We start from the raw sequence: 19,120 nt of genomic DNA on the forward strand, positions 1-19,120 counted from the left end.
TCACCCAAAAATGATCAAGAGTTACTGTTTACCGATAGATAACAACACTCCCGTCAGAAATTCAAGTGTAATGAAAAATTAATGGCAAAATTATCCACATCCTGCCGATCTTTATCCTTGCGATGAGTTATTCTCCACATGGCATCGATACGAATAAATCGAAATATATTTTCAATACCAAATCCAGCCTCTATATAAGGTTTTGACACCGAGGACATTCCTTTGGGAAAAAGCAATAAAGCTTCCGTGTCCGGTCGGCTTCCGTTATTTCTATCGGATAAAGATCCCCACAACGCCTTTACCGTTGCCACCTCTCGCCATTTCAATCGCTTCATTAACGGGATCTTACTCAGGAAAAATCCCCGGAAATGATGTTCCCAGAAAACAGCTCCCCACAAATCCGAAGCAAACTCATAAAAATTCATACAAGAAAAGGCATAAGGATCATAAAAATAGGTCGCATTTCCTTCATGCAATTTCAATAAGGGATAGGGGACTTTTCCGAATATTTTTCCTCCGGACAGCATAACATCGCTATAACCTATCGGTGCAATTGTAAAATCATGCTTAACGGAAAGCTCCAAACGCTGATAATTGTATTGGCTATTAAAGACACCTTTCACTCCGGCAATCAAATCCAGACCGACAATCGGATAGTCGGATCCCATAGATAACTTATCGAAAGTCTTACGTACCACGATCTCATTTTTAGAAAAACGCAACCCCAAACGGAATTGTGAAGTACGGATCTGGCTCACCTCCGTACTATCTGGACGCAAAAAATCTACATAAGGAGTGGGAAACATCTGCCTGTATTCATAAGCAAAAGTATTGGTAAACCACGACCACCACTCCTTTTCATACCGCAAATCAAATTGATTGATAAGCGTCAGTTTTTCATTATTACCCCGCGAGAAAATAGAACTTAAAATATTCCCGGTAGTAAAAGCATTTTCACTTGCACCCAATTGGAATACATCATGCCTGCCCCCGATCGTCAATTTGGAAGTTGGTAAGGTATTGAATATAATCTCCACATTACCTCCACCTTTAAATTCGTTATCTTTTGTACTATAAGCACCGTAACCACTCAGGCGTATTTTTTTGCTGAATTCACTCGTGGTACGGGCTCCTAACTGGAATCGGGCACCCTCCAGCTTATTAAAACTAAACAACTTATAATAAGGCCCCAACTCTACTCTTTTCACCGGATAATACCCGAACAAAACGGTGTTGATCAGATCATATATATTCTGATACAAAGGAACATTCTTTATCGAGTCTACCATATTATAGATGTTCCGCTCCCGTTCGCTCAACTGATAAGGACGCACCGTTTCCCAATAATTCTCATCATTCTTCAATACATCCTCACTCAATATCATATCGTTATCCAATCTGGCAATTTCCGGCGGAATATCCTCATTAATCCGCACGTTTGAATAGTCGATTTGCCGATGTCCCATAAAGGATATCAACTTAGAAGAATCCTTCATCTGCACGGTAAAATCCGCCATGATTTTGTCCTGTTTCAAAAACCAGGTTGAGTCATTCACCAGCTCATTGGTATTTTCAATCACCAAATCCCGAATCCAGTTTACATTCAACCCCTTTACCATACGCAAGGTAGCAGACTCCAAGGCCCATGTCAAAGAATCGACATTTATCTCTCCGTCGAAAACCGGAGTCGATTTCCCTTTGGGATGAAAACGAATTTTATATATTTTTCTTCCTTCTTTTTGAACACTATCCACCAAAAAGTATTTATAATACATCAATCCGTGCTCACTTAAAGGACTGGCAAAGTTTACCTCAAAAATATTAATATAATTATCGTATAGATTCACGTTCACATGCAGATGACCCGTGAATTGAGCTAAGGTATAATCTTCTTCTATGCCCGATATACGACTGGCTTTTACAACTTCCCTGCTCAGCCGGGGAGTTTTCCGATAATAATAATCTGCCGAGGCTTCCGAAATCATAACGGGCAAATAAGCTTTACCCGTTATAACAGAGGTATCGATATATTGAAATATAAATCCGAAATTCTTTTGCAGTTTTTTATTTTTAAACTCCGGTTTTATATTGGCGACATCCAACTCCATTTTAGTATAAGTAGAGCAATGATACGAGTCTTTCTCGGCCGGATTATTTCGCTTCTTATTTTTAGAAATATTACGCAAGATAGCATGAGCTGGATTCTCCCCGGGAGTTACCGTCACTTCTCCTAAATCCGTAACAACCGGTTCCAACTTAAAATCCACCGTATTAAATGCACCGGGCTTTATCTTCACCACCTGTCGCTCATAAGAAAGATAAGCTGCCATGATCTCCGACACTTCAGCCCGAGTTTCAATTGTATAATACCCGTCAAAGTCCGTGGTGATTCCGATTGTCGTTCCGACAAAAGAGATACTCACCAAAGGTAAAGGTTCCCCCGTTTTGGCATCCGTCACCCGTCCGCGTACTTTTGTTGTTTGTGCCGATAGTTCAGTAATCCATAAAGACAAAAATAAAAATAGAATGAACTTTGCGCATTTCATCATATTCAGAATCTCCCATTTTTAAATTTTTCATTGTCACCACTTTCAAAATTATTATCCCGTCAAACTACCCCCTCGCGCAATATGTCATGTAAATGAACTATTCCCTTATAGCGTAACTTTTCGTCAACAACGACCAGTTGAGTAATACTATTTTTTTCCATTAACCGATAGGCATTATAAGCCAATTCCTCCTCAAAAATCGTCTTTGGAGACTTCGACATAATATCGTTTGCCGTCAATCCGTCGACATCTTCATATTTCTCCATCATCCTCCGCAAATCACCATCTGTAATAATCCCTATTAGTTTATCATTTTCATCCACAATAGCAACGGCTCCTAATCTTCCTTTAGACATCGCTAAAATCACCGGACGAATCCCCGCATCCTTCTTAATACAAGGACGGTTATTCTTATCAAAAACGTCTGCAACCCTTAAATACAAACGTTTCCCCAAAGAACCTCCCGGATGATATTTAGCAAAATCCCGACTGGAAAAACTTCTACAACCAATCAGACACATTGCTAATGCATCTCCCAGCACTAATTGTGCCGTAGTTGAATTTGTCGGAGCTAAATTTAAAGGACCGGCCTCTTTTTCCACTTTTGCTTTCAGAACATACATAGCATTCTGCGCTAAAAAAGAATCGGTATTAGAGACCATGGCTATGATATTATGATTACCTATATTCCGTATTAAGGGGACAAGTACTTTTATTTCCGGAGTATTCCCACTTTTTGAAACACAGATAACCACATCTTCCTCCCGGATCATTCCCAAATCACCGTGAATAGCATCAGCGGCATGCATAAATATAGCCTGAGTACCTGTTGAATTTAACGTTGCTACAATCTTCGTCGCAATAATAGCACTTTTACCAATGCCGGTAACAATGACACGTCCTTTGCTCTCGTAAATCAATTTCACAACAGCCTCAAAGTTTTCATCTATATATTGGGACAAATTCTGAATGGCTTCGGCCTCATCCCGAATCACATTCAAGGCGATTGATTTTATATCTACCATGTTCCTTTTCGTTTATTAATTTCAAAAAAACGAGTTTCAGCAAAAAAAAAATTCAAAATTTATTGCACACTCAGTTTTTGTCTATAACTTTACTAAGGGCAAAAGTATTATTTTTTTACGATTGCCCCAAAAATGTGTAGGAATAGATTTATTATCGCCTATTTTGTTTGTACAAAAGAATTAAGTTATAAATTTGCACTCCCTCCTATGGAGGTGTGTAGAAATTTTTTAATAAAATCATGGGATTGCAAATTGATTTACATGTTAAATTAAAAGAGTATTTCGGTTTTGATAATTTTAAAGGAAATCAGGAGCAGATTATTAAGAACGTACTGGCAGGAAACAATACTTTTGTTCTAATGCCTACAGGAGGAGGGAAATCTTTATGTTACCAATTACCCGCTCTAATTCTTGAAGGGACAGCGATTGTAATCTCTCCGCTGATTGCTTTAATGAAAAACCAGGTGGATGCAATGCGTTCCTTTAGTGAATCTGAAGGCGTAGCTCATTTCATGAACTCTTCTCTCAGTAAAAATGATATACTAAGCGTAAAAGAAGACGTACTCAGCGGCAAAACAAAATTATTGTATGTGGCGCCGGAGTCGCTAACCAAAGAAAGTAATATCGAATTCCTTCGTAAGGTCAAAATTTCTTTCTTTGCCGTAGACGAAGCACATTGCATTTCCGAATGGGGACACGACTTTCGTACGGAATACCGGAAAATTCGTCCTATCGTGGAACAAATAGGAAAAGCTCCTATTATCGCTTTAACAGCAACGGCAACGCCCAAAGTACAACACGATATTCAGAAAAATCTGGATATGCTGGATGCTCAAGTATTCAAATCTTCTTTTAACCGCCCCAACCTTTATTATGAAGTACGCCCGAAGATCGATCCGACAAAAGACATCATCAAATTTATCAAAAACAACGAGGGCAAATCAGGTATTATCTATTGTCTGAGCCGAAAAAAGGTAGAAGAACTGACAGAAGTCTTATGCGTAAACGGCATTAAAGCAGCCGCTTATCATGCTGGAATGGATGCAGCCACCCGGAGTACGAATCAGGACAAATTCCTAATGGAAGAGGTGAATGTCATTGTCGCAACAATTGCTTTCGGCATGGGCATCGACAAACCGGATGTCAGATTCGTTATCCACTACGATATACCTAAAAGCCTGGAAGGATACTATCAAGAAACCGGACGCGCAGGAAGAGACGGTGGTGAAGGATATTGTCTGACTTTTTATAGTTATAAAGATATCCAGAAATTAGAGAAATTCATGCAGGGAAAACCTATTGCCGAGCAGGAGATAGGCAAACAACTGTTGTTAGAAACCGTCTCTTACGCGGAATCTTCCCTCTGCAGGAGAAAAGTCCTATTACATTATTTCGGGGAAACCTATGAAGAAGAAAATTGTGGCTCCTGCGATAATTGTCTATTCCCTAAAAAAGAATTCGAAGGAAAAGAATACTTGATCGACGCCTTAAATACGATTTTGGAAGTTAAAGAAAAATTCAAGGTAGAGCATCTGGTAAATATTCTAATGGGAGAAACCGATTCTACGATAAAATCGTATCACCACGACGAACTGGAATCTTTTGGTATCGGTTCTGAAAAAACTCCCCAATTCTGGAATATGGTTTTCAGAAGAGCCTTAGTTAGCTGCTATATAGAAAAAGATATTGAACAATACGGTGTCATTAAATTAACTCAAAAAGGACACGAATTTTTAAAAGAACCTAAAGATTTTATGCTGATGGAAGATCATAATTTTGAAGAATCTGAAGAGAAACTTCAGGAAAAGGGGGGTGTTTCAGCGTTAGACAGTACATTATTTGCCATACTGAAAGATTTAAGAAAAAAAATAGCCAAGAAAAACAATCTGCCCCCTTATGTTATTTTCCAGGACCCGTCATTAGAAGACATGTGTATCAACTATCCGATCACCCTGGAAGAGTTAGCTAATATACAAGGAGTTGGAACAGGAAAGGCTCAAAAATACGGCAAAGAGTTCGTCGAAGTGATCAAACAATACGTGGATGACAACGAAATTGAACGGGCTCAAGATATGGTCGTCAAAACGGTTGCCAATAAATCCAAATTCAAGGTATATATCATACAAAATATCGACCGTCAAATCGACCTGGAAGATATTGCATCCGCAGAAGGATTATCTTTTGAAGAATTAATTAAAGAGATGGAAGCCATCGTCTTCTCGGGCACAAAATTGAACATTGACTATTATATCAATAAGATCCTCGATGAGGAACAGCAACAGGAGATATTCGATTATTTCATGGAAGCCAAGAGTGACAACATCGGAGATGCTTATGACGAATTTGACGGGGACTACGCGGAGGAAGATCTGAGATTAATGCGTTTGAAATTTCATTCCAAACACGGAAATTAAGTAAATAGAAAAACTGCCTTTAAAAGGCAGTTTTTTCATTCCATCCGGTCTATCATCACATCCGGAAGATGCTGTATATACTGAAACAATAAGCTTTCATCTCCGGCCCTTTTCGTTTTTATAACTAAAGTAACCCGGTAAGTGGAAGTATCACCCAACTGCCCGGTTTCCGTCGAATAACTCGCGATGGTATGTCCTTTGCGTTCGATTTCATCCGTGATCAATTTAATATTTTCACGCACGCTTGTCGTAAAAACCAACAATACACTCCGTAATCCTATCCTCTTAAACAAATAACCCAACCCTTCAAGTCCAAGTAAAGTCAAAGCCATCGCTCCGACACCCAACCAATACATCCCTCCTCCTACCGCAAGTCCAATAGCCGCCGTTGCCCATACCCCTGCTGCCGTTGTCAAGCCGCGTACGAACTGTTTTTGAATAATAATAGTACCTGCACCCAGAAAACCTATTCCACTCACCACCTGTGCAGCGATACGACTGGGATCCAAACCGATCCCCTTATCTCCCAAAATATCTTCAAAACCATATTTTGAAACAATCATAAACAATGCACTACCGCAAGCGACTAAAAAATGCGTTCTAAAACCAGCCTCTTTAGCCCGGTATTCCCGATCCAAACCGATAATTGCACCCAAAATACCCGCAACAAATAACCTAAAAATAAAATCCCAAATCATATCCTCTCTTTTATACTTTATGAACACCAACAAATTTACGCAAAATAACGTATGTTGTTTACAACAAATAAAAGAATATGCTTACAGCTACGATCTTACTATTCATATCAGGCTACACGATTATCGCCCTCGAACACCAATTGGGCATCAACAAAACCGCTACGGCCTTAGTATTAGGAATGCTACTTTGGACCCTCTGTATCTTCACGGGTCCGGATATCATTATCTCTGCCAACAGCACTTCTTTTCATGAATATATAGCAGCAAATCCCCCTTTACATTCTCTTTCTCTCCGGGAACAAGCTATCCAATATCTTATTAACCTACAAATAATAGACCATTTAGGAAATATTGCCGAAATTTTATTCTATTTACTAGGGGCTATGACCATTGTCGAGATCATTGACACACACCACGGTTTCGACCTCATTACCAAACAGATAAAAACAAAAAATAAGAAAAAGTTATTATGGCTTATCGCCTTTATTACTTTTTTCATGTCGGCTGTATTGGACAATCTGACAACAGCCATGGTAATGGTCATGTTATTACGTCGCCTGATTTCGGATCAAACGGAACGATGGATATTCGGAAGTATTGTTATCCTTGCAGCTAACGCGGGCGGGACCTGGACGCCCATAGGAGACGTCACCACCATTATGCTCTGGATACACGACAACATAACGGCCGCTCACATCATGAAACAACTTCTATTTCCCAGCCTGATCTCTATCGTGATACCCCTAATCATCGTCTCCTTTCGGATCAAAGGAAATACCACAAGCGTAAACAACGCCCCACGAGAAACCGGAAACAATTTATCCGTCTCACATCGGGAACAACTCATTATTCTTTTACTGGGGATCATTTGCCTACTATTCGTTCCCGTTTTCAAATCTACAACTCATCTACCGCCCTTCGTCGGTATTCTGTTAGCTTTAGGTATGTTATGGATATACCTGGAAATTCTTTACAACCGTAAAAAAACGACCAGCGTAACTTTTCCCTACCGGGTCTCCGCCATTCTTTCCAAAATAGATTACTCTACCCTACTCTTTTTCCTCGGAATTCTTCTATCTGTTGCCGCCCTACAAACGTTAGGAGTATTAAACCATATGGCCGCCTTCCTGAATGAGAAGTTGGACAATATTTACCTTATCGACAGCATCATCGGATTATTGTCTTCCATCATCGACAACGTTCCTTTAGTGGCTGCCGCCATGGGTATGTATCCCCTCGTTACGCCGGACACACAACCCCTCACACCCTATTTAATGAATTTCGTCACGAACGGCACCTTCTGGGAACTCTTGGCCTATTGTGCAGGAGTAGGAGGCAGCATTCTCATCATTGGCTCTGCTGCCGGGGTGGTCGTCATGGGACTGGAGCGCATCAACTTCGTATGGTATCTCAAACACATCACCTGGATCGCCCTTCTCGGTTATCTCGGAGGTATCGCCGTTTATATCTTACAAAAATCAATCTGATTTGACCCACTTCACCGCATCGGCCTGTATAATTTGATAACCATCGGCTCCCCTATCGGATAATGTCACCTTTGCCGGTCCGGCATCCCATTCATATTTTCCTCAAGGGCCCAACGGCTCCCGGCAATAGCCGTCTCTATTATCAGAGAAAGGTGCCTGAAAAGACACCTTTCTTATTCTTAATCCTGGTAACGAATAATTGTTTGTTCTCGATCCGGCCCGACGGACACGATTTTAACGGGCACCCCCGTCTCTTCTTCCAGAAAAGTCAAGTAGTTATTAAACTCTTCCGGAAATTCATCTTCCGAACTCACTTGAGTCATATCGGTTTTCCAACCCGGAAGCTCCACGTAGACCGGTTTGATATTATCATTGATTTCGAAAGGAAAATCCTCCACTTCCTTTCCATCAATCTCATAAGCCACACAGGCTTTAATGGTATCGAAAGAATCCAGCACATCGCTTTTCATCATAATGAGCTGAGTGACACCATCGATCATAATAGCATATTTTAAGGCAACCAAATCAATCCAACCGCAACGACGACGCCTTCCAGTAACGGATCCGAATTCATGTCCCAGATCACATAACCGACCTCCTACTTCGTCTTTTAACTCCGTGGGGAAAGGACCACTTCCGACACGGGTACAATAGGCTTTAAAAATACCGAAAACCTCTCCTATACGACTCGGAGCTACGCCCAATCCGGTACAAGCTCCGGCACAGACGGTATTGGACGAGGTTACAAAAGGATAAGAACCAAAATCGATATCCAGCATTGTTCCTTGCGCCCCTTCCGCCAAAATAGACTTTCCGGCTTTCAAGGTATAATTCACCTCATGTTCACTATCTACTAACTGAAATTGTTTTAAATATTCGATTCCCTCAAACCACTCTTTCTCCACGGCAGATAAATCATATGAAAAATTCAGACTCTTCAATATCTGCTCGTGACGAGCTTTCGCTTTCGCGTATTTAGTATCGAAATCATGTAAAATATCCCCCACGCGAACGCCATTCCGACTGACCTTATCCGTATAAGTCGGTCCGATTCCTTTCCCTGTCGTTCCCACTTTGGCCGCCCCTTTGGCCGCCTCATAAGCAGCATCCAAGAAACGATGTGTCGGAAGAATCAAATGGGCTTTCTTAGATATATGCAATCTCTTTTTCAAATCATGACCGGAAGCCTCAAGTGCCTCTGCTTCTGCCTTAAATAAAGCCGGATCCAACACGACACCATTCCCGATAATATTTATTTTGTCTCCCTGAAAAATTCCGGAAGGGATAGAACGAAGGATATATTTCTCACCGTTAAATTCCAGCGTATGTCCCGCATTTGGCCCTCCTTGAAAACGAGCGACCACATCGTAATGAGGTGTTAAAACATCAACGACCTTTCCTTTTCCCTCATCTCCCCACTGTAATCCCAACAATACATCTACTTTCATTTGATACTATTTTAATTATAATTGCCACGTAACCGCAACAATTCTGGATTATAAAACAATTACTAAAAAAACAAACGTACAAAGTTAATATTTATTTCGAAGCAGCCAACTTGCAGTCGTGGCAGACGCCATATATATAAAGCATATGATGATGAACCGAAAAATCATATTTATCTTCCACATGCTCAACGATCTCTTCCAATCGCGGGTCAGCAAACTCTTCCACCTTTCCGCATACCTTACACACAATATGCTCGTGTTTTCTATTGTTATAAGCCTTTTCAAACTGGGCAATATTATTTCCAAACTGATGTTTTATCACCAGCTTACATTCCAACAGCAAATCAATCGTATTATACAAAGTAGCCCGACTTACCCTGTAGTTTTTATTTTTCATAAAAACATACAGAGATTCGATATCGAAATGCCCCGTATGAGAATAAATCTCGTCCAAGATAGCATACCGTTCCGGTGTCTTACGATGTCCTTTTTGCTGCAAGTAAGTAGTAAAAATCTCTTTTACCGTCTCCTTTATTTTTTCCATTGAGTCCAAAACACTTGATTTATGACTTTGCTAAATTACAACAAATCTCGAAAACATGCTCATCTAATTTAGAAGAATTTTAATTAAAGATCGATATTCTCCACCCGAGACACATTCTCCACCCCTTTTAACGAGGCTATTTTCATCATCAGATTGTTTAAATCTGCCGTATTATGTACGTACAAATGAATCATCCCTTCGAATATACCGTCTTTCGTCTCAAAATGTACCGTACGCATATTCACGTTATTCTCTTTAGAAATAATCATTGTTATGTCGCTCACAATCCCCATGCTATCAATGCCGTTCAACTTAATCACGGCTAAAAAAGACATAATCTTATGGCTGACCCACTTGACTGGCACGATACGATCCCCGTAACTGGACATCAAGCGAATGGCTTCGGGACATTTACGTTTGTGAACGGTAATCTTATTGTCTATTTTCATTCCGACGACATCATCACCCGGAATAGGATTACAACAAGGCGCAATAATAAAATCAGAAGCATCCTCTACGATATCGTTAAAAACCTTCTCATCCTCTTTCTTTTTATTTTCTGCCCCTCCTTCTTTGATCGCATCCGATTTGTCGTTTTTGAAAAACTGTAACTTCCAATATTTTACAAATTTATTTTCAGACTTCCTCTTCAATGCTCTCTTCACCTCTTCTACATCCAGATGTCCTTTAGCCAAGCTGATAAACAACTCCTCTTTTGTATTTAGTTTCAAATGATTAAGTGCTTTCCTCATGGTTTCGGGCGAATCGGGTAAGTGCATATCATCCAATAATTTCTCAAAGATCGCTCCGCCGTTCCGGGTCTGTTCTTTCTTTTCTTTTCTGCAAACTGCACTTATATTCGTTTTTGCTTTTGCCGTAACCACAAAATCAAGCCAGTCACTCTGGGGCTTTTGCTTATCACTCGTCAACACCTCCACCTGATCCCCACTTTGCAAGACATGACTCATGGGGACTAACTTATGATTGACTTTTGCCCCGATGCACGAATTTCCGATTTCTGTATGGATATCATAAGCAAAATCCAGCGCCGTAGCTCCTTTAGGAAGAGTCTTCATATCGCCCTTAGGAGTAAATACCCGAATCTCCTTCGCGTATAAATTCATTTTAAATTCATCCAGAAACTCCAAAGCATCCGTTCCCGGCTGTTCCAACATTTCCTTTATCCCTGCCAACCATTTATCCAACTCGGAATTGGAATCCGTATCGCCCTTGTATTTCCAATGAGCGGCAAAACCTCGTTCCGCAATCTCGTCCATGCGCTCCGAACGAATTTGGACCTCAATCCATCGTCCTCCCGGCCCCATGACAGTCAAATGCAACGCTTCATATCCATTCGCTTTCGGAACACTAACCCAATCCCGTATACGTTCGGGTTTAGGGCTATACAAATCCGTGATCAGGGAATATATATTCCAGCACTGCCATTTTTCGGGTTGGTTACTTTTGGGAACAAAAACAATACGTACGGCTAACAAATCATATATTTCCTCAAATGAAATATGCCGGCGTTGCATCTTCGACCAGACAGAATAGACACTCTTGGTACGTGCCGTGATCTCAAACTGATAACCATTTTCCGCCAAACGCTCCCGTATAGGAATAATAAATTGCTGAAAAAGATTCGTATTTTCGGTCTTATAAGCCTGAATTCGTTTTTCTAAGACTTTATACTCTTCCGGATTCTCATATTTCAAGCTTAAATCCTCCAATTCGGTTTTTATCGCATGCAACCCCATACGATGAGCCAAAGGAGCATAAATATAAAGCGTTTCTCCCGCTATTTTCACCTGCTTGTGTTCGGGCATGGAGTCTAACGTACGCATATTATGCAAACGATCGGCAATCTTAATCAGGATCACGCGAACGTCATCAGCCAAAGTAAGAATCATTTTTCGAAAACTCTCGGCCTGCTTCGTCGTATTCGATCCCATGACCTCACTGATTTTCGTCAATCCATCCACGAGAGAAGCGATCTTAGGCCCGAATAGGTTGGAGATATCCTCTACAGTATAATCCGTATCTTCCACAACATCATGCAACAAAGCGGCGATCACCGACTTCGTACCCAAGCCGATCTCCTTCGTCGCAATTTTGGCCACAGCGATCGGATGAAGAATATAGGGTTCTCCGGATTTTCTCCGCACTCCCTGATGCGCTTCATTGGCGAACTCAAACGCCACCCGAATTAATTTCTTATTCTCCTCTGTGGTACCCTTCCGCATGGAATTCAATAAATCCTCGAAAGCCGCCTCTATTATTTCCTGCTCTGTCATATCCATCATGATTTAGGTCAACCGGTTATATCTCTATATGCCGAGAGGTCACGTCCGATTGCAGGAATAAGGCAGCCATCCGGTCAAACATACCCCCTTTTTCAGTCGTATAATACGTGATTTTCCCCCCTTTGGAAAGTCGTCCGTCTATTTCAGGATGACGCTCCAAGTAATCTTTTAAACTTTGGGCCACCAATCCCCCCTGCTCAACAACAGTCACGCCCTTAGGTATAATCTCATCTATTTTCTCTCTTAACAATGGATAATGGGTACAAGCCAGAATGATCGTATCTATCATCGGATCTTTGTCCATTAACTCCTGAATGTATTTTCTTACAAAATAATCAGTCCCCGGCGTATCTATTTCATCATTCTCAACCAGCGGGACCCACATGGGACATGCCTGCTGAGTGACCCGAAGTCCCTTTTCCGAATGTATCTTAGCAATTTCCATAAGATAGGAATCGGAAGCCACGGTTCCTTTGGTCCCCAATACCCCGATATGCCCGTTCGTTGTAAAACGGGAAACCGCTTCGGCACTGGGACGAATAACCCCCAACACCCTTCTTTCCGGGTCAATCAAAGGTAAATCCACCTGCTGAATTGTACGTAGAGCCTTGGCCGATGCAGTATTACAGGCAAGTATAACCAACCGGCAATTCATTTCGAATAATTTAAGAACAGCCTGACGGGTATATTCATAAACGACATCAAAAGAACGGGTCCCGTAGGGTGTCCGAGCATTATCACCCAAATAAATATAATCGTATCCAGGCATCTCTCTCACAATATCTTTCAATATCGTAAGCCCCCCATAACCAGAATCAAAAACCCCTATTGGACAACTCATACTTCTTTTCTATTATAGGTGCTAATATAACCTTTTTCGAGATATTAAACAAAAAAAAGCCGCCATCGGCGGCTTTTTATATCGAGCTGAAGTTTTTATTGAACCCCGAGTTTTTTCTTAACCAAAGGCAATACATCATCACTATTATCAGCAGCAAACAGCAATGCTCCGGCAGCAAAGATATAGGTATATCCATTCTCTTTTCCCACCTCGGTAATTGCTTTTTTGATCTTTTCAAGAAGCGGAGTCATTAACTCGTTTCTCTCTTTATCTAATCTTTCACCAGCATTTGTATCAAAGTCTTGTATTCTCTGATTCATTTGTTGCAATTCCTGTTCTTTAGTCTCCCGTATAAGTTCATTCCATGTTTTCACATTTTGCTGATACTCCTGATATTTCTTGGCAAATTCCGCACGCATATCCTCTGATTCTTTCCTTGCTGCCTCCCATTTCTGTTGTATTTTCATTTGTACATCCTTAAACTCCGGCATTATACTTAACAACTTATCCGTATCTAAATGTCCTAATTTTATCGAACTCGTTTGGGCTGAAGCTGTAAATGCAGCAAAAATAAATGCCACAAAAACAAAAAATTTCATTGTATTCCTCATAATGTTTGTCTATTTGATGATTTACAAAAGTAATAAATTAATTGCTTTTTCACTCTTTTATCTTATTAATCTAATCTAACAAATTACAAAAAAAAGATTATGTCAACTAAAACTCCTGACCGAGTACAAAATGTATTTGTGAGCCGGCAGCTCCCTGACGACCAGGCACTTCATCAAATCCATATCCCCAGTCAATACCCAATAAACCGAACATGGGCAGGAATACGCGCAAACCGACTCCGGCAGAACGGTACAAGTTAAAAGGCTCAAAATCCTTTAATTTATACCATGAATTTCCTGCTTCCAGGAATCCCAAAGCATAAATAGTAGCCGATTGAGCCAACGAGATCGGATAACGTATCTCCATCGTAATCTTAGAATAAAGACTCGCATCTGCAGCGTTCGGTGCGATAAAGCTCGAACCTGCATTCGTCAACGAACCGTTCTCGTATCCTCTTAATCCGATGTATTCACGACCGTACAAACTATATCCCGACATTCCGTCTCCTCCCATTTCAAATCCCTCGAACGGAGATTTTTTGTCACTATCGTAATGGCCTAAATAACCATATTGTACGGACGCATAAAGAACCAAAGGACGAGGTTTGTTCACATCCGTCAACGGAATATAAACTTTCCCGCTAAACTTCCATTTATGATATTCGATCCATTTATATCTTACCCGGTCTTTCTCCGTCGCATAATCACGATTATCAAACCAGGAATAAGGAGGAGTAAAAGCTAAAGACAAGGTAAATTCACTCCCCTGTTTCGTGTATAAAGGATTATCTATAGAACTCCGCTTCAACACGGTTGCAAAGGAAAGGTTATTGGAATTTCCGTCACTAAAAATATAATAAGGCCAATTCTTCAACTCGTAACGTTGGTAAGAGATCTCATTATACATCGTGAACCAGTCGTCCGGCCAAGTAATTCTCCGTCCCAATCCGACACTAACACCATAGGTCAGCATCAATTCGCTGGAATTATAAAAATCCTTAGACTTATTGGAGTTCACGTAATAAGAGTTATAATAATTACGGGAATAACCTGTTTGGCGAGAGAAATAAGCCGAAACACTTAATGAGTTCGGACGCTTTCCTCCTAACCAAGGCTCCCGAAACGAGATACTGAACGAAGTATAATACTTACCGTTCGTTTGAGCTTTCAAACTAAATGTTTGTCCGTCTCCCTGCGGTAAAGGACGATAAGAATCCCAGTTAAAAATATTCCGGATAGAGAAATTATTAAACGTCAAACCCAACGAACCGATAATCATACCGGCACCCCAACCTCCCGACAACTCGATCTTATCATTGGGTTTTTCCGATACATTATAAATGATATCCGTTGTTCCGGCTTCCGGATGCGGTTCGAATTTAGGTTCGATCTTTTCCGGGTCGAAATGCCCCATATTAGCTAACTCCCGGATACTCCGAATAACATCCTGACGACTGTATAGCTCGCCCGGATACGTGTATAATTCCCGACGAATCACATGTTCGTGCGTACGGGTATTACCTTTTATCATTAACTTGTTAATGGTGGCCTGAGGTCCTTCAACGACACGGATTTCCAAATTAATCGAATCATTGCCGACGATCGTTTCAATGGGCTCCAACCTGGAGAAAAGATACCCGTTATTCTGGTATATATTACTTACAGCATCCTCATCCACATACAACCGTTCTTGGAGGTACTTGCTATTGTATACATCTCCCTTCTTGATATTCAAAAGTGTGGATAAACGCCACGATTCGTATTTGGTATTACCCACCCAAGTAATATCGTTAAAATAATATTTATTCCCTTCTTCCAGATGAATATAAATCTTCACCCTGTTCGGCGAAACCGGAACGATCGAGTCCGATAGGATAACGGCATCTCGATACCCTTTTTCATTGTATCTGCTCAGAAGATTAAATTTATCTTCGTCATAATTTTTCTCTATAAAATTAGCAGATTTAAAGAAATTAACAAAAGATTTTTCTTTTGTTTTTTTCATCGCCGCTTTTAATTTTCCGGCTTTAATCTCTTTATTCCCCGTAATAATAATATCGGAAATTTTAATTTTGCTATTTTTCTCAACGATAACATCCAATATCACACTCCCTTCCACGGCAGGATCATCTCTTTGAATAATCTTGATAGAGGAATTGTAATACCCTTTCTCTTTTAAATATTTCTCAATACCTCTTTTTATATTGACTTTCGTGTTCTCTGTTACCTGGATACCCGGCATAAGAGCTAATTTTTCCCGTACTTTTGTCTCTTCCGATTTTTTCAAACCAACATACAGGACTTTCGAAAGTCGATAACTCCCCTGAATATACAGATTCAAATACACTTTATCTCCTTCGATCCGATCCACAGAAATAGATATATCAGAAAAGATTCCCTGATCATATAATCTCCGGATAGCCTTTGTTATTGCATCTCCGGGTATGGTAATTCTATGTCCGACAATCAACCCGGACATCTGTAATAAAATATCCTTATCATAACCGCCACCGGTACCGGTTATTTCAACCCCGGCCAACTCGTACGATTTAGGATCAGAATAATAAATCTCAATTACTTTTTTTGTCGAATCCGCAACTTGGGCCTCAACCCAATTAAAACAAAATATAAATATCAGTACAAACGCTGTTTTTCCTATCATCTGACTCACTTTTTTAATTGTTCTCCGGTTTTCCCGAAGCGTCTCTCTCGTTTTTGAAAATTACGAATGGCCAAATATAAATCTTCTTTTTCAAAATCAGGCCAAAATTTGTCAATAAAATATAGTTCCGTATACGCTAATTGCCATAAAAGAAAATTACTTAACCGACATTCACCGCTTGTCCGAATTAACAAATCCGGATCCGGAATCCCTGTCGTTGTTAAATAAGATTCGAAATCATTGTCATTAACACTCTCTATATTAATAATTTTCCCGCTTTTATAATCTCGAGCCAAGTGTTTTGCCGCCTCCAAAAGCTCCCATCGTGCCCCGTAGCTCAACGCCAACACCAAGGTTACCCCTGTATTTTCCGACGTCCGGCCGATCAAATTTTTCAATTTCTTATATACCGCTTCAGGCAAATCCAACAAGTTTCCGATAGCCATTACCCGCACTTGTTGTTTCATCAGGTTGTCCGTCTCCGCAAGAATAGCATCAACCATTAGCCCCATCAGCACATCTATCTCTTCCTTAGGACGATTCCAATTTTCTATCGAAAAGGTGTAAAGGGTCAAATATTTCAGTCCGATTTCCCCACTTGCCTCCACAATTCGCTTTACCGTATCCACCCCCTCTTTATGCCCTTGCCATCGCTCTAAACCTCGACTTTTAGCCCATCTTCCATTACCATCCATGATAATGGCGACATGAACCGGCACATTCCCTTTATGTTTAATTTCTTCTATCATATTTTTCACCAGATGAGATTGCAAATTTACAAGAGTTCTCCATATCCCCTCACTCTTTTTACTATTTTTCACTTTTCATTTCGCAAATCCTCACCCCATCGCAACTTATTCCTGAGTGTTTCATAATAACTGTGATCCGGCATTTTAACCACATTCAATTTAAAATTCCCCGAAGATATGAATAATTCACGAATATTCGATATTTTATGCATTCTGGAGTCCAAACTCAACATAAAATCAGCAGATCGACTTTCCACTTGTAACTTGACCCTCACGTTTCCCGGTAAGATCAACGGACGGATACTTAAATTATGAGGGCTTACCGGAGTCAAAATCAAATTGTCGCATGCAGGAGACACGATAGGACCTCCGCCACTCAAAGAATAAGCGGTAGAACCGGTAGGAGTCGCCACAATCAAACCATCGGCCCAGTAAGTCGTTAAATACTCGCCCTCAATATAAGCGTGTACTTTTAACAAAGAAGAACGTTCCGTTTTCAACACGCTAACCTCGTTCAATGCATAATTAAAATCTGAAAATGGATTCTCTTCTATATCCAAGTGAATCAAATCCCGCTGTTCGATTTCAAAATCACCCGCACAGAGCATTGCCACAGCCCGAGAAATTTCTTCCTGAGCAATATTGGCCAAAAAACCCAATCGCCCGCTATTAATACCTAAAATAGGAATACCGCTATCCCTTACATAAATAACTGAATTCAGGAAAGTTCCGTCTCCTCCTACGCTAAATAACACATCGACATCCCCTTTGGACAGGACCTCATCGAAAGAGGAATCAAAATACTCCACCACACCTCTATTCTGCTGTTTCAAAAAAGAATAAAAAGGATGATAACAACTTAATATGGCACCTCTTTCCCTCAAGTTTTTCAACATACTCTCCAAAAAGGGGAAAAAATGAGTTTCCACCACCCTCCCGAATATTGCTATTTTCATATCACGTACAAAATTTAATCAGATGCTTCTTCACATTTCCATATATTTCATCAATTGACCAAAACGCTCTCTCAGCTCTTCTCCATATTCTTCTCCGTTTACAAATGTAATTTTAATCGAATACTGGTATCGATTGAATGTCTCCAATATAGGCTCCAAATTAGAAGTATTCACTTTTAAAACAACATACACCTTATTGGCATCTCCGCCTCTCGTTACACAACAACTGATGATCTTCGCTTCATTATACTCGACAATTTGAGCGATCTCCGCCAAAGAATAATCAATATTATCTACTTCCAAAACGATAATACCACCGGGTAAATTAGCACCTAACAAACGATCAACCTGATACAAAATATCAGCTGGCAGAATAACTCCCCTGTATTTTCCACTTCGACTCAACACGGGAATAACGGATAACATACCGGCCGAAGCCACCCCGACAATATCGTAAATATAAGTATCCTCATAAACAAACGTAGCCTCCTTACGAATCTCCAGAGATGCGATAGGGTCCTCCAAATTTCCATGAGCGTATATTGTCTCATCCTCCAATAACCCCAGATATTCATCTCCCTCGACAACAGGCAAATGGGAAACCCTGAAAATTTCCATCCATCCCAAAGCTTGAGAACAACGATCTTCCCGGTTCAAGACAGGAATAACATGTGATAATATTTTTAATGCAATCATTGTTAACTCTTTGAATATATGACGTTAAAAACAAAAGGCCATCCACTCTTCCCTCCCTAAATTTTAAATTCTATCTCTTTTTATGCCCTAAAGATACGCTTTTTTCTCTACTTCCAGTTCACCCGAAAATAATTTTC

At 40.4% G+C, this 19,120-nt stretch carries 14 protein-coding genes; 2 read left to right on the forward strand and 12 right to left on the reverse strand.

The genetic code is table 11. From position 1 onward, the window contains the following. Nucleotides 1-53: 53 nt before the first annotated feature. Together QZR76_RS03960 and QZR76_RS03965 are read right to left on the reverse strand one after the other, a co-directional pair. Nucleotides 54-2,549 carry a DUF5686 and carboxypeptidase-like regulatory domain-containing protein gene (locus tag QZR76_RS03960; RefSeq protein ID WP_294140603.1) on the reverse strand — a complete coding sequence of 832 codons (2,496 nt, stop codon included), beginning with the start codon at nucleotides 2,547-2,549 and terminating at the stop codon, nucleotides 54-56. A gap of 59 nt (nucleotides 2,550-2,608) precedes the next feature. After that, nucleotides 2,609-3,574, reverse strand: coding sequence for a KpsF/GutQ family sugar-phosphate isomerase (locus QZR76_RS03965; RefSeq protein WP_294140605.1), 966 nt, complete (start codon nucleotides 3,572-3,574; stop codon nucleotides 2,609-2,611). Between the two features lie 239 nt (nucleotides 3,575-3,813). Here QZR76_RS03965 and recQ point away from each other — a divergent pair, with 239 nt between their 5' ends. Continuing rightward, a complete protein-coding gene (gene recQ / locus QZR76_RS03970) occupies nucleotides 3,814-5,988 on the forward strand; it encodes a DNA helicase RecQ (RefSeq protein ID WP_294140607.1) in 2,175 nt (724 codons plus the stop codon). A 35-nt stretch (nucleotides 5,989-6,023) separates the two neighbouring features. Here recQ and QZR76_RS03975 read toward each other — a convergent pair whose 3' ends face one another. Further along, nucleotides 6,024-6,686: an MgtC/SapB family protein gene (locus tag QZR76_RS03975; RefSeq protein WP_294140608.1), complete on the reverse strand. Its 663-nt coding sequence runs from the start codon at nucleotides 6,684-6,686 to the stop codon at nucleotides 6,024-6,026. 77 nt (nucleotides 6,687-6,763) lie between these two features. Here QZR76_RS03975 and nhaD point away from each other — a divergent pair, with 77 nt between their 5' ends. Next, on the forward strand, nucleotides 6,764-8,173 hold the full coding sequence (gene nhaD, locus QZR76_RS03980; protein ID WP_294140609.1) for a sodium:proton antiporter NhaD: 1,410 nt from the start codon (nucleotides 6,764-6,766) through the stop codon (nucleotides 8,171-8,173). 179 nt (nucleotides 8,174-8,352) lie between these two features. Here the strand turns inward: nhaD and QZR76_RS03985 are convergent, their stop codons facing one another. The 9 genes from QZR76_RS03985 to QZR76_RS04025 form a co-directional block, all read right to left on the reverse strand. Next, complete coding sequence (locus tag QZR76_RS03985) at nucleotides 8,353-9,621, reverse strand: adenylosuccinate synthase (protein WP_294140611.1); 1,269 nt, start codon at nucleotides 9,619-9,621, stop codon at nucleotides 8,353-8,355. A 91-nt stretch (nucleotides 9,622-9,712) separates the two neighbouring features. Beyond that, on the reverse strand, nucleotides 9,713-10,165 hold the full coding sequence (locus QZR76_RS03990; RefSeq protein WP_041504341.1) for a transcriptional repressor: 453 nt from the start codon (nucleotides 10,163-10,165) through the stop codon (nucleotides 9,713-9,715). A gap of 83 nt (nucleotides 10,166-10,248) precedes the next feature. After that, nucleotides 10,249-12,459 carry a RelA/SpoT family protein gene (locus QZR76_RS03995; protein ID WP_294140613.1) on the reverse strand — a complete coding sequence of 737 codons (2,211 nt, stop codon included), beginning with the start codon at nucleotides 12,457-12,459 and terminating at the stop codon, nucleotides 10,249-10,251. A 25-nt stretch (nucleotides 12,460-12,484) separates the two neighbouring features. Then, nucleotides 12,485-13,309, reverse strand: coding sequence for a glutamate racemase (gene murI / locus QZR76_RS04000; RefSeq protein ID WP_294140616.1), 825 nt, complete (start codon nucleotides 13,307-13,309; stop codon nucleotides 12,485-12,487). A 95-nt stretch (nucleotides 13,310-13,404) separates the two neighbouring features. Further along, complete coding sequence (locus QZR76_RS04005; protein WP_294140618.1) at nucleotides 13,405-13,920, reverse strand: OmpH family outer membrane protein; 516 nt, start codon at nucleotides 13,918-13,920, stop codon at nucleotides 13,405-13,407. Nucleotides 13,921-14,026: 106 nt separating this feature from the next. After that, the gene (locus QZR76_RS04010) at nucleotides 14,027-16,582 is read right to left on the reverse strand and encodes a POTRA domain-containing protein (protein ID WP_294140620.1); all 2,556 of its coding nucleotides are present in this window, start codon (nucleotides 16,580-16,582) and stop codon (nucleotides 14,027-14,029) included. Nucleotides 16,583-16,587: 5 nt separating this feature from the next. After that, entirely contained in the window at nucleotides 16,588-17,331 is a 744-nt protein-coding gene (locus tag QZR76_RS04015; protein WP_294140622.1) for an isoprenyl transferase, read from the reverse strand. Between the two features lie 68 nt (nucleotides 17,332-17,399). Continuing rightward, nucleotides 17,400-18,287: an NAD kinase gene (locus QZR76_RS04020; RefSeq protein ID WP_294140624.1), complete on the reverse strand. Its 888-nt coding sequence runs from the start codon at nucleotides 18,285-18,287 to the stop codon at nucleotides 17,400-17,402. A 30-nt stretch (nucleotides 18,288-18,317) separates the two neighbouring features. Next, complete coding sequence (locus QZR76_RS04025) at nucleotides 18,318-18,983, reverse strand: CBS domain-containing protein (protein ID WP_294140626.1); 666 nt, start codon at nucleotides 18,981-18,983, stop codon at nucleotides 18,318-18,320. Between the last annotated feature and the right edge of the window lie 137 nt (nucleotides 18,984-19,120).

This window comes from uncultured Sanguibacteroides sp. (assembly GCF_900543425.1).
In the GTDB taxonomy this organism is placed as follows: Bacteria; Bacteroidota; Bacteroidia; order Bacteroidales; family Marinifilaceae; genus Gabonibacter.

Bases quoted from the DNA above. Each gene is read 5' to 3' on its own strand.
- QZR76_RS03960 (WP_294140603.1), bottom strand. From the start codon at position 2,549: ATGATGAAATGCGCAAAGTTCATTCTATTTTTATTTTTGTCTTTATGG.
- QZR76_RS03965 (WP_294140605.1), bottom strand. From the start codon at position 3,574: ATGGTAGATATAAAATCAATCGCCTTGAATGTGATTCGGGATGAGGCC.
- recQ (WP_294140607.1), top strand. From the start codon at position 3,814: ATGGGATTGCAAATTGATTTACATGTTAAATTAAAAGAGTATTTCGGT.
- QZR76_RS03975 (WP_294140608.1), bottom strand. From the start codon at position 6,686: ATGATTTGGGATTTTATTTTTAGGTTATTTGTTGCGGGTATTTTGGGT.
- nhaD (WP_294140609.1), top strand. From the start codon at position 6,764: ATGCTTACAGCTACGATCTTACTATTCATATCAGGCTACACGATTATC.
- QZR76_RS03985 (WP_294140611.1), bottom strand. From the start codon at position 9,621: ATGAAAGTAGATGTATTGTTGGGATTACAGTGGGGAGATGAGGGAAAA.
- QZR76_RS03990 (WP_041504341.1), bottom strand. From the start codon at position 10,165: ATGGAAAAAATAAAGGAGACGGTAAAAGAGATTTTTACTACTTACTTG.
- QZR76_RS03995 (WP_294140613.1), bottom strand. From the start codon at position 12,459: ATGACAGAGCAGGAAATAATAGAGGCGGCTTTCGAGGATTTATTGAAT.
- murI (WP_294140616.1), bottom strand. From the start codon at position 13,309: ATGAGTTGTCCAATAGGGGTTTTTGATTCTGGTTATGGGGGGCTTACG.
- QZR76_RS04005 (WP_294140618.1), bottom strand. From the start codon at position 13,920: ATGAGGAATACAATGAAATTTTTTGTTTTTGTGGCATTTATTTTTGCT.
- QZR76_RS04010 (WP_294140620.1), bottom strand. From the start codon at position 16,582: ATGATAGGAAAAACAGCGTTTGTACTGATATTTATATTTTGTTTTAAT.
- QZR76_RS04015 (WP_294140622.1), bottom strand. From the start codon at position 17,331: ATGATAGAAGAAATTAAACATAAAGGGAATGTGCCGGTTCATGTCGCC.
- QZR76_RS04020 (WP_294140624.1), bottom strand. From the start codon at position 18,287: ATGAAAATAGCAATATTCGGGAGGGTGGTGGAAACTCATTTTTTCCCC.
- QZR76_RS04025 (WP_294140626.1), bottom strand. From the start codon at position 18,983: ATGATTGCATTAAAAATATTATCACATGTTATTCCTGTCTTGAACCGG.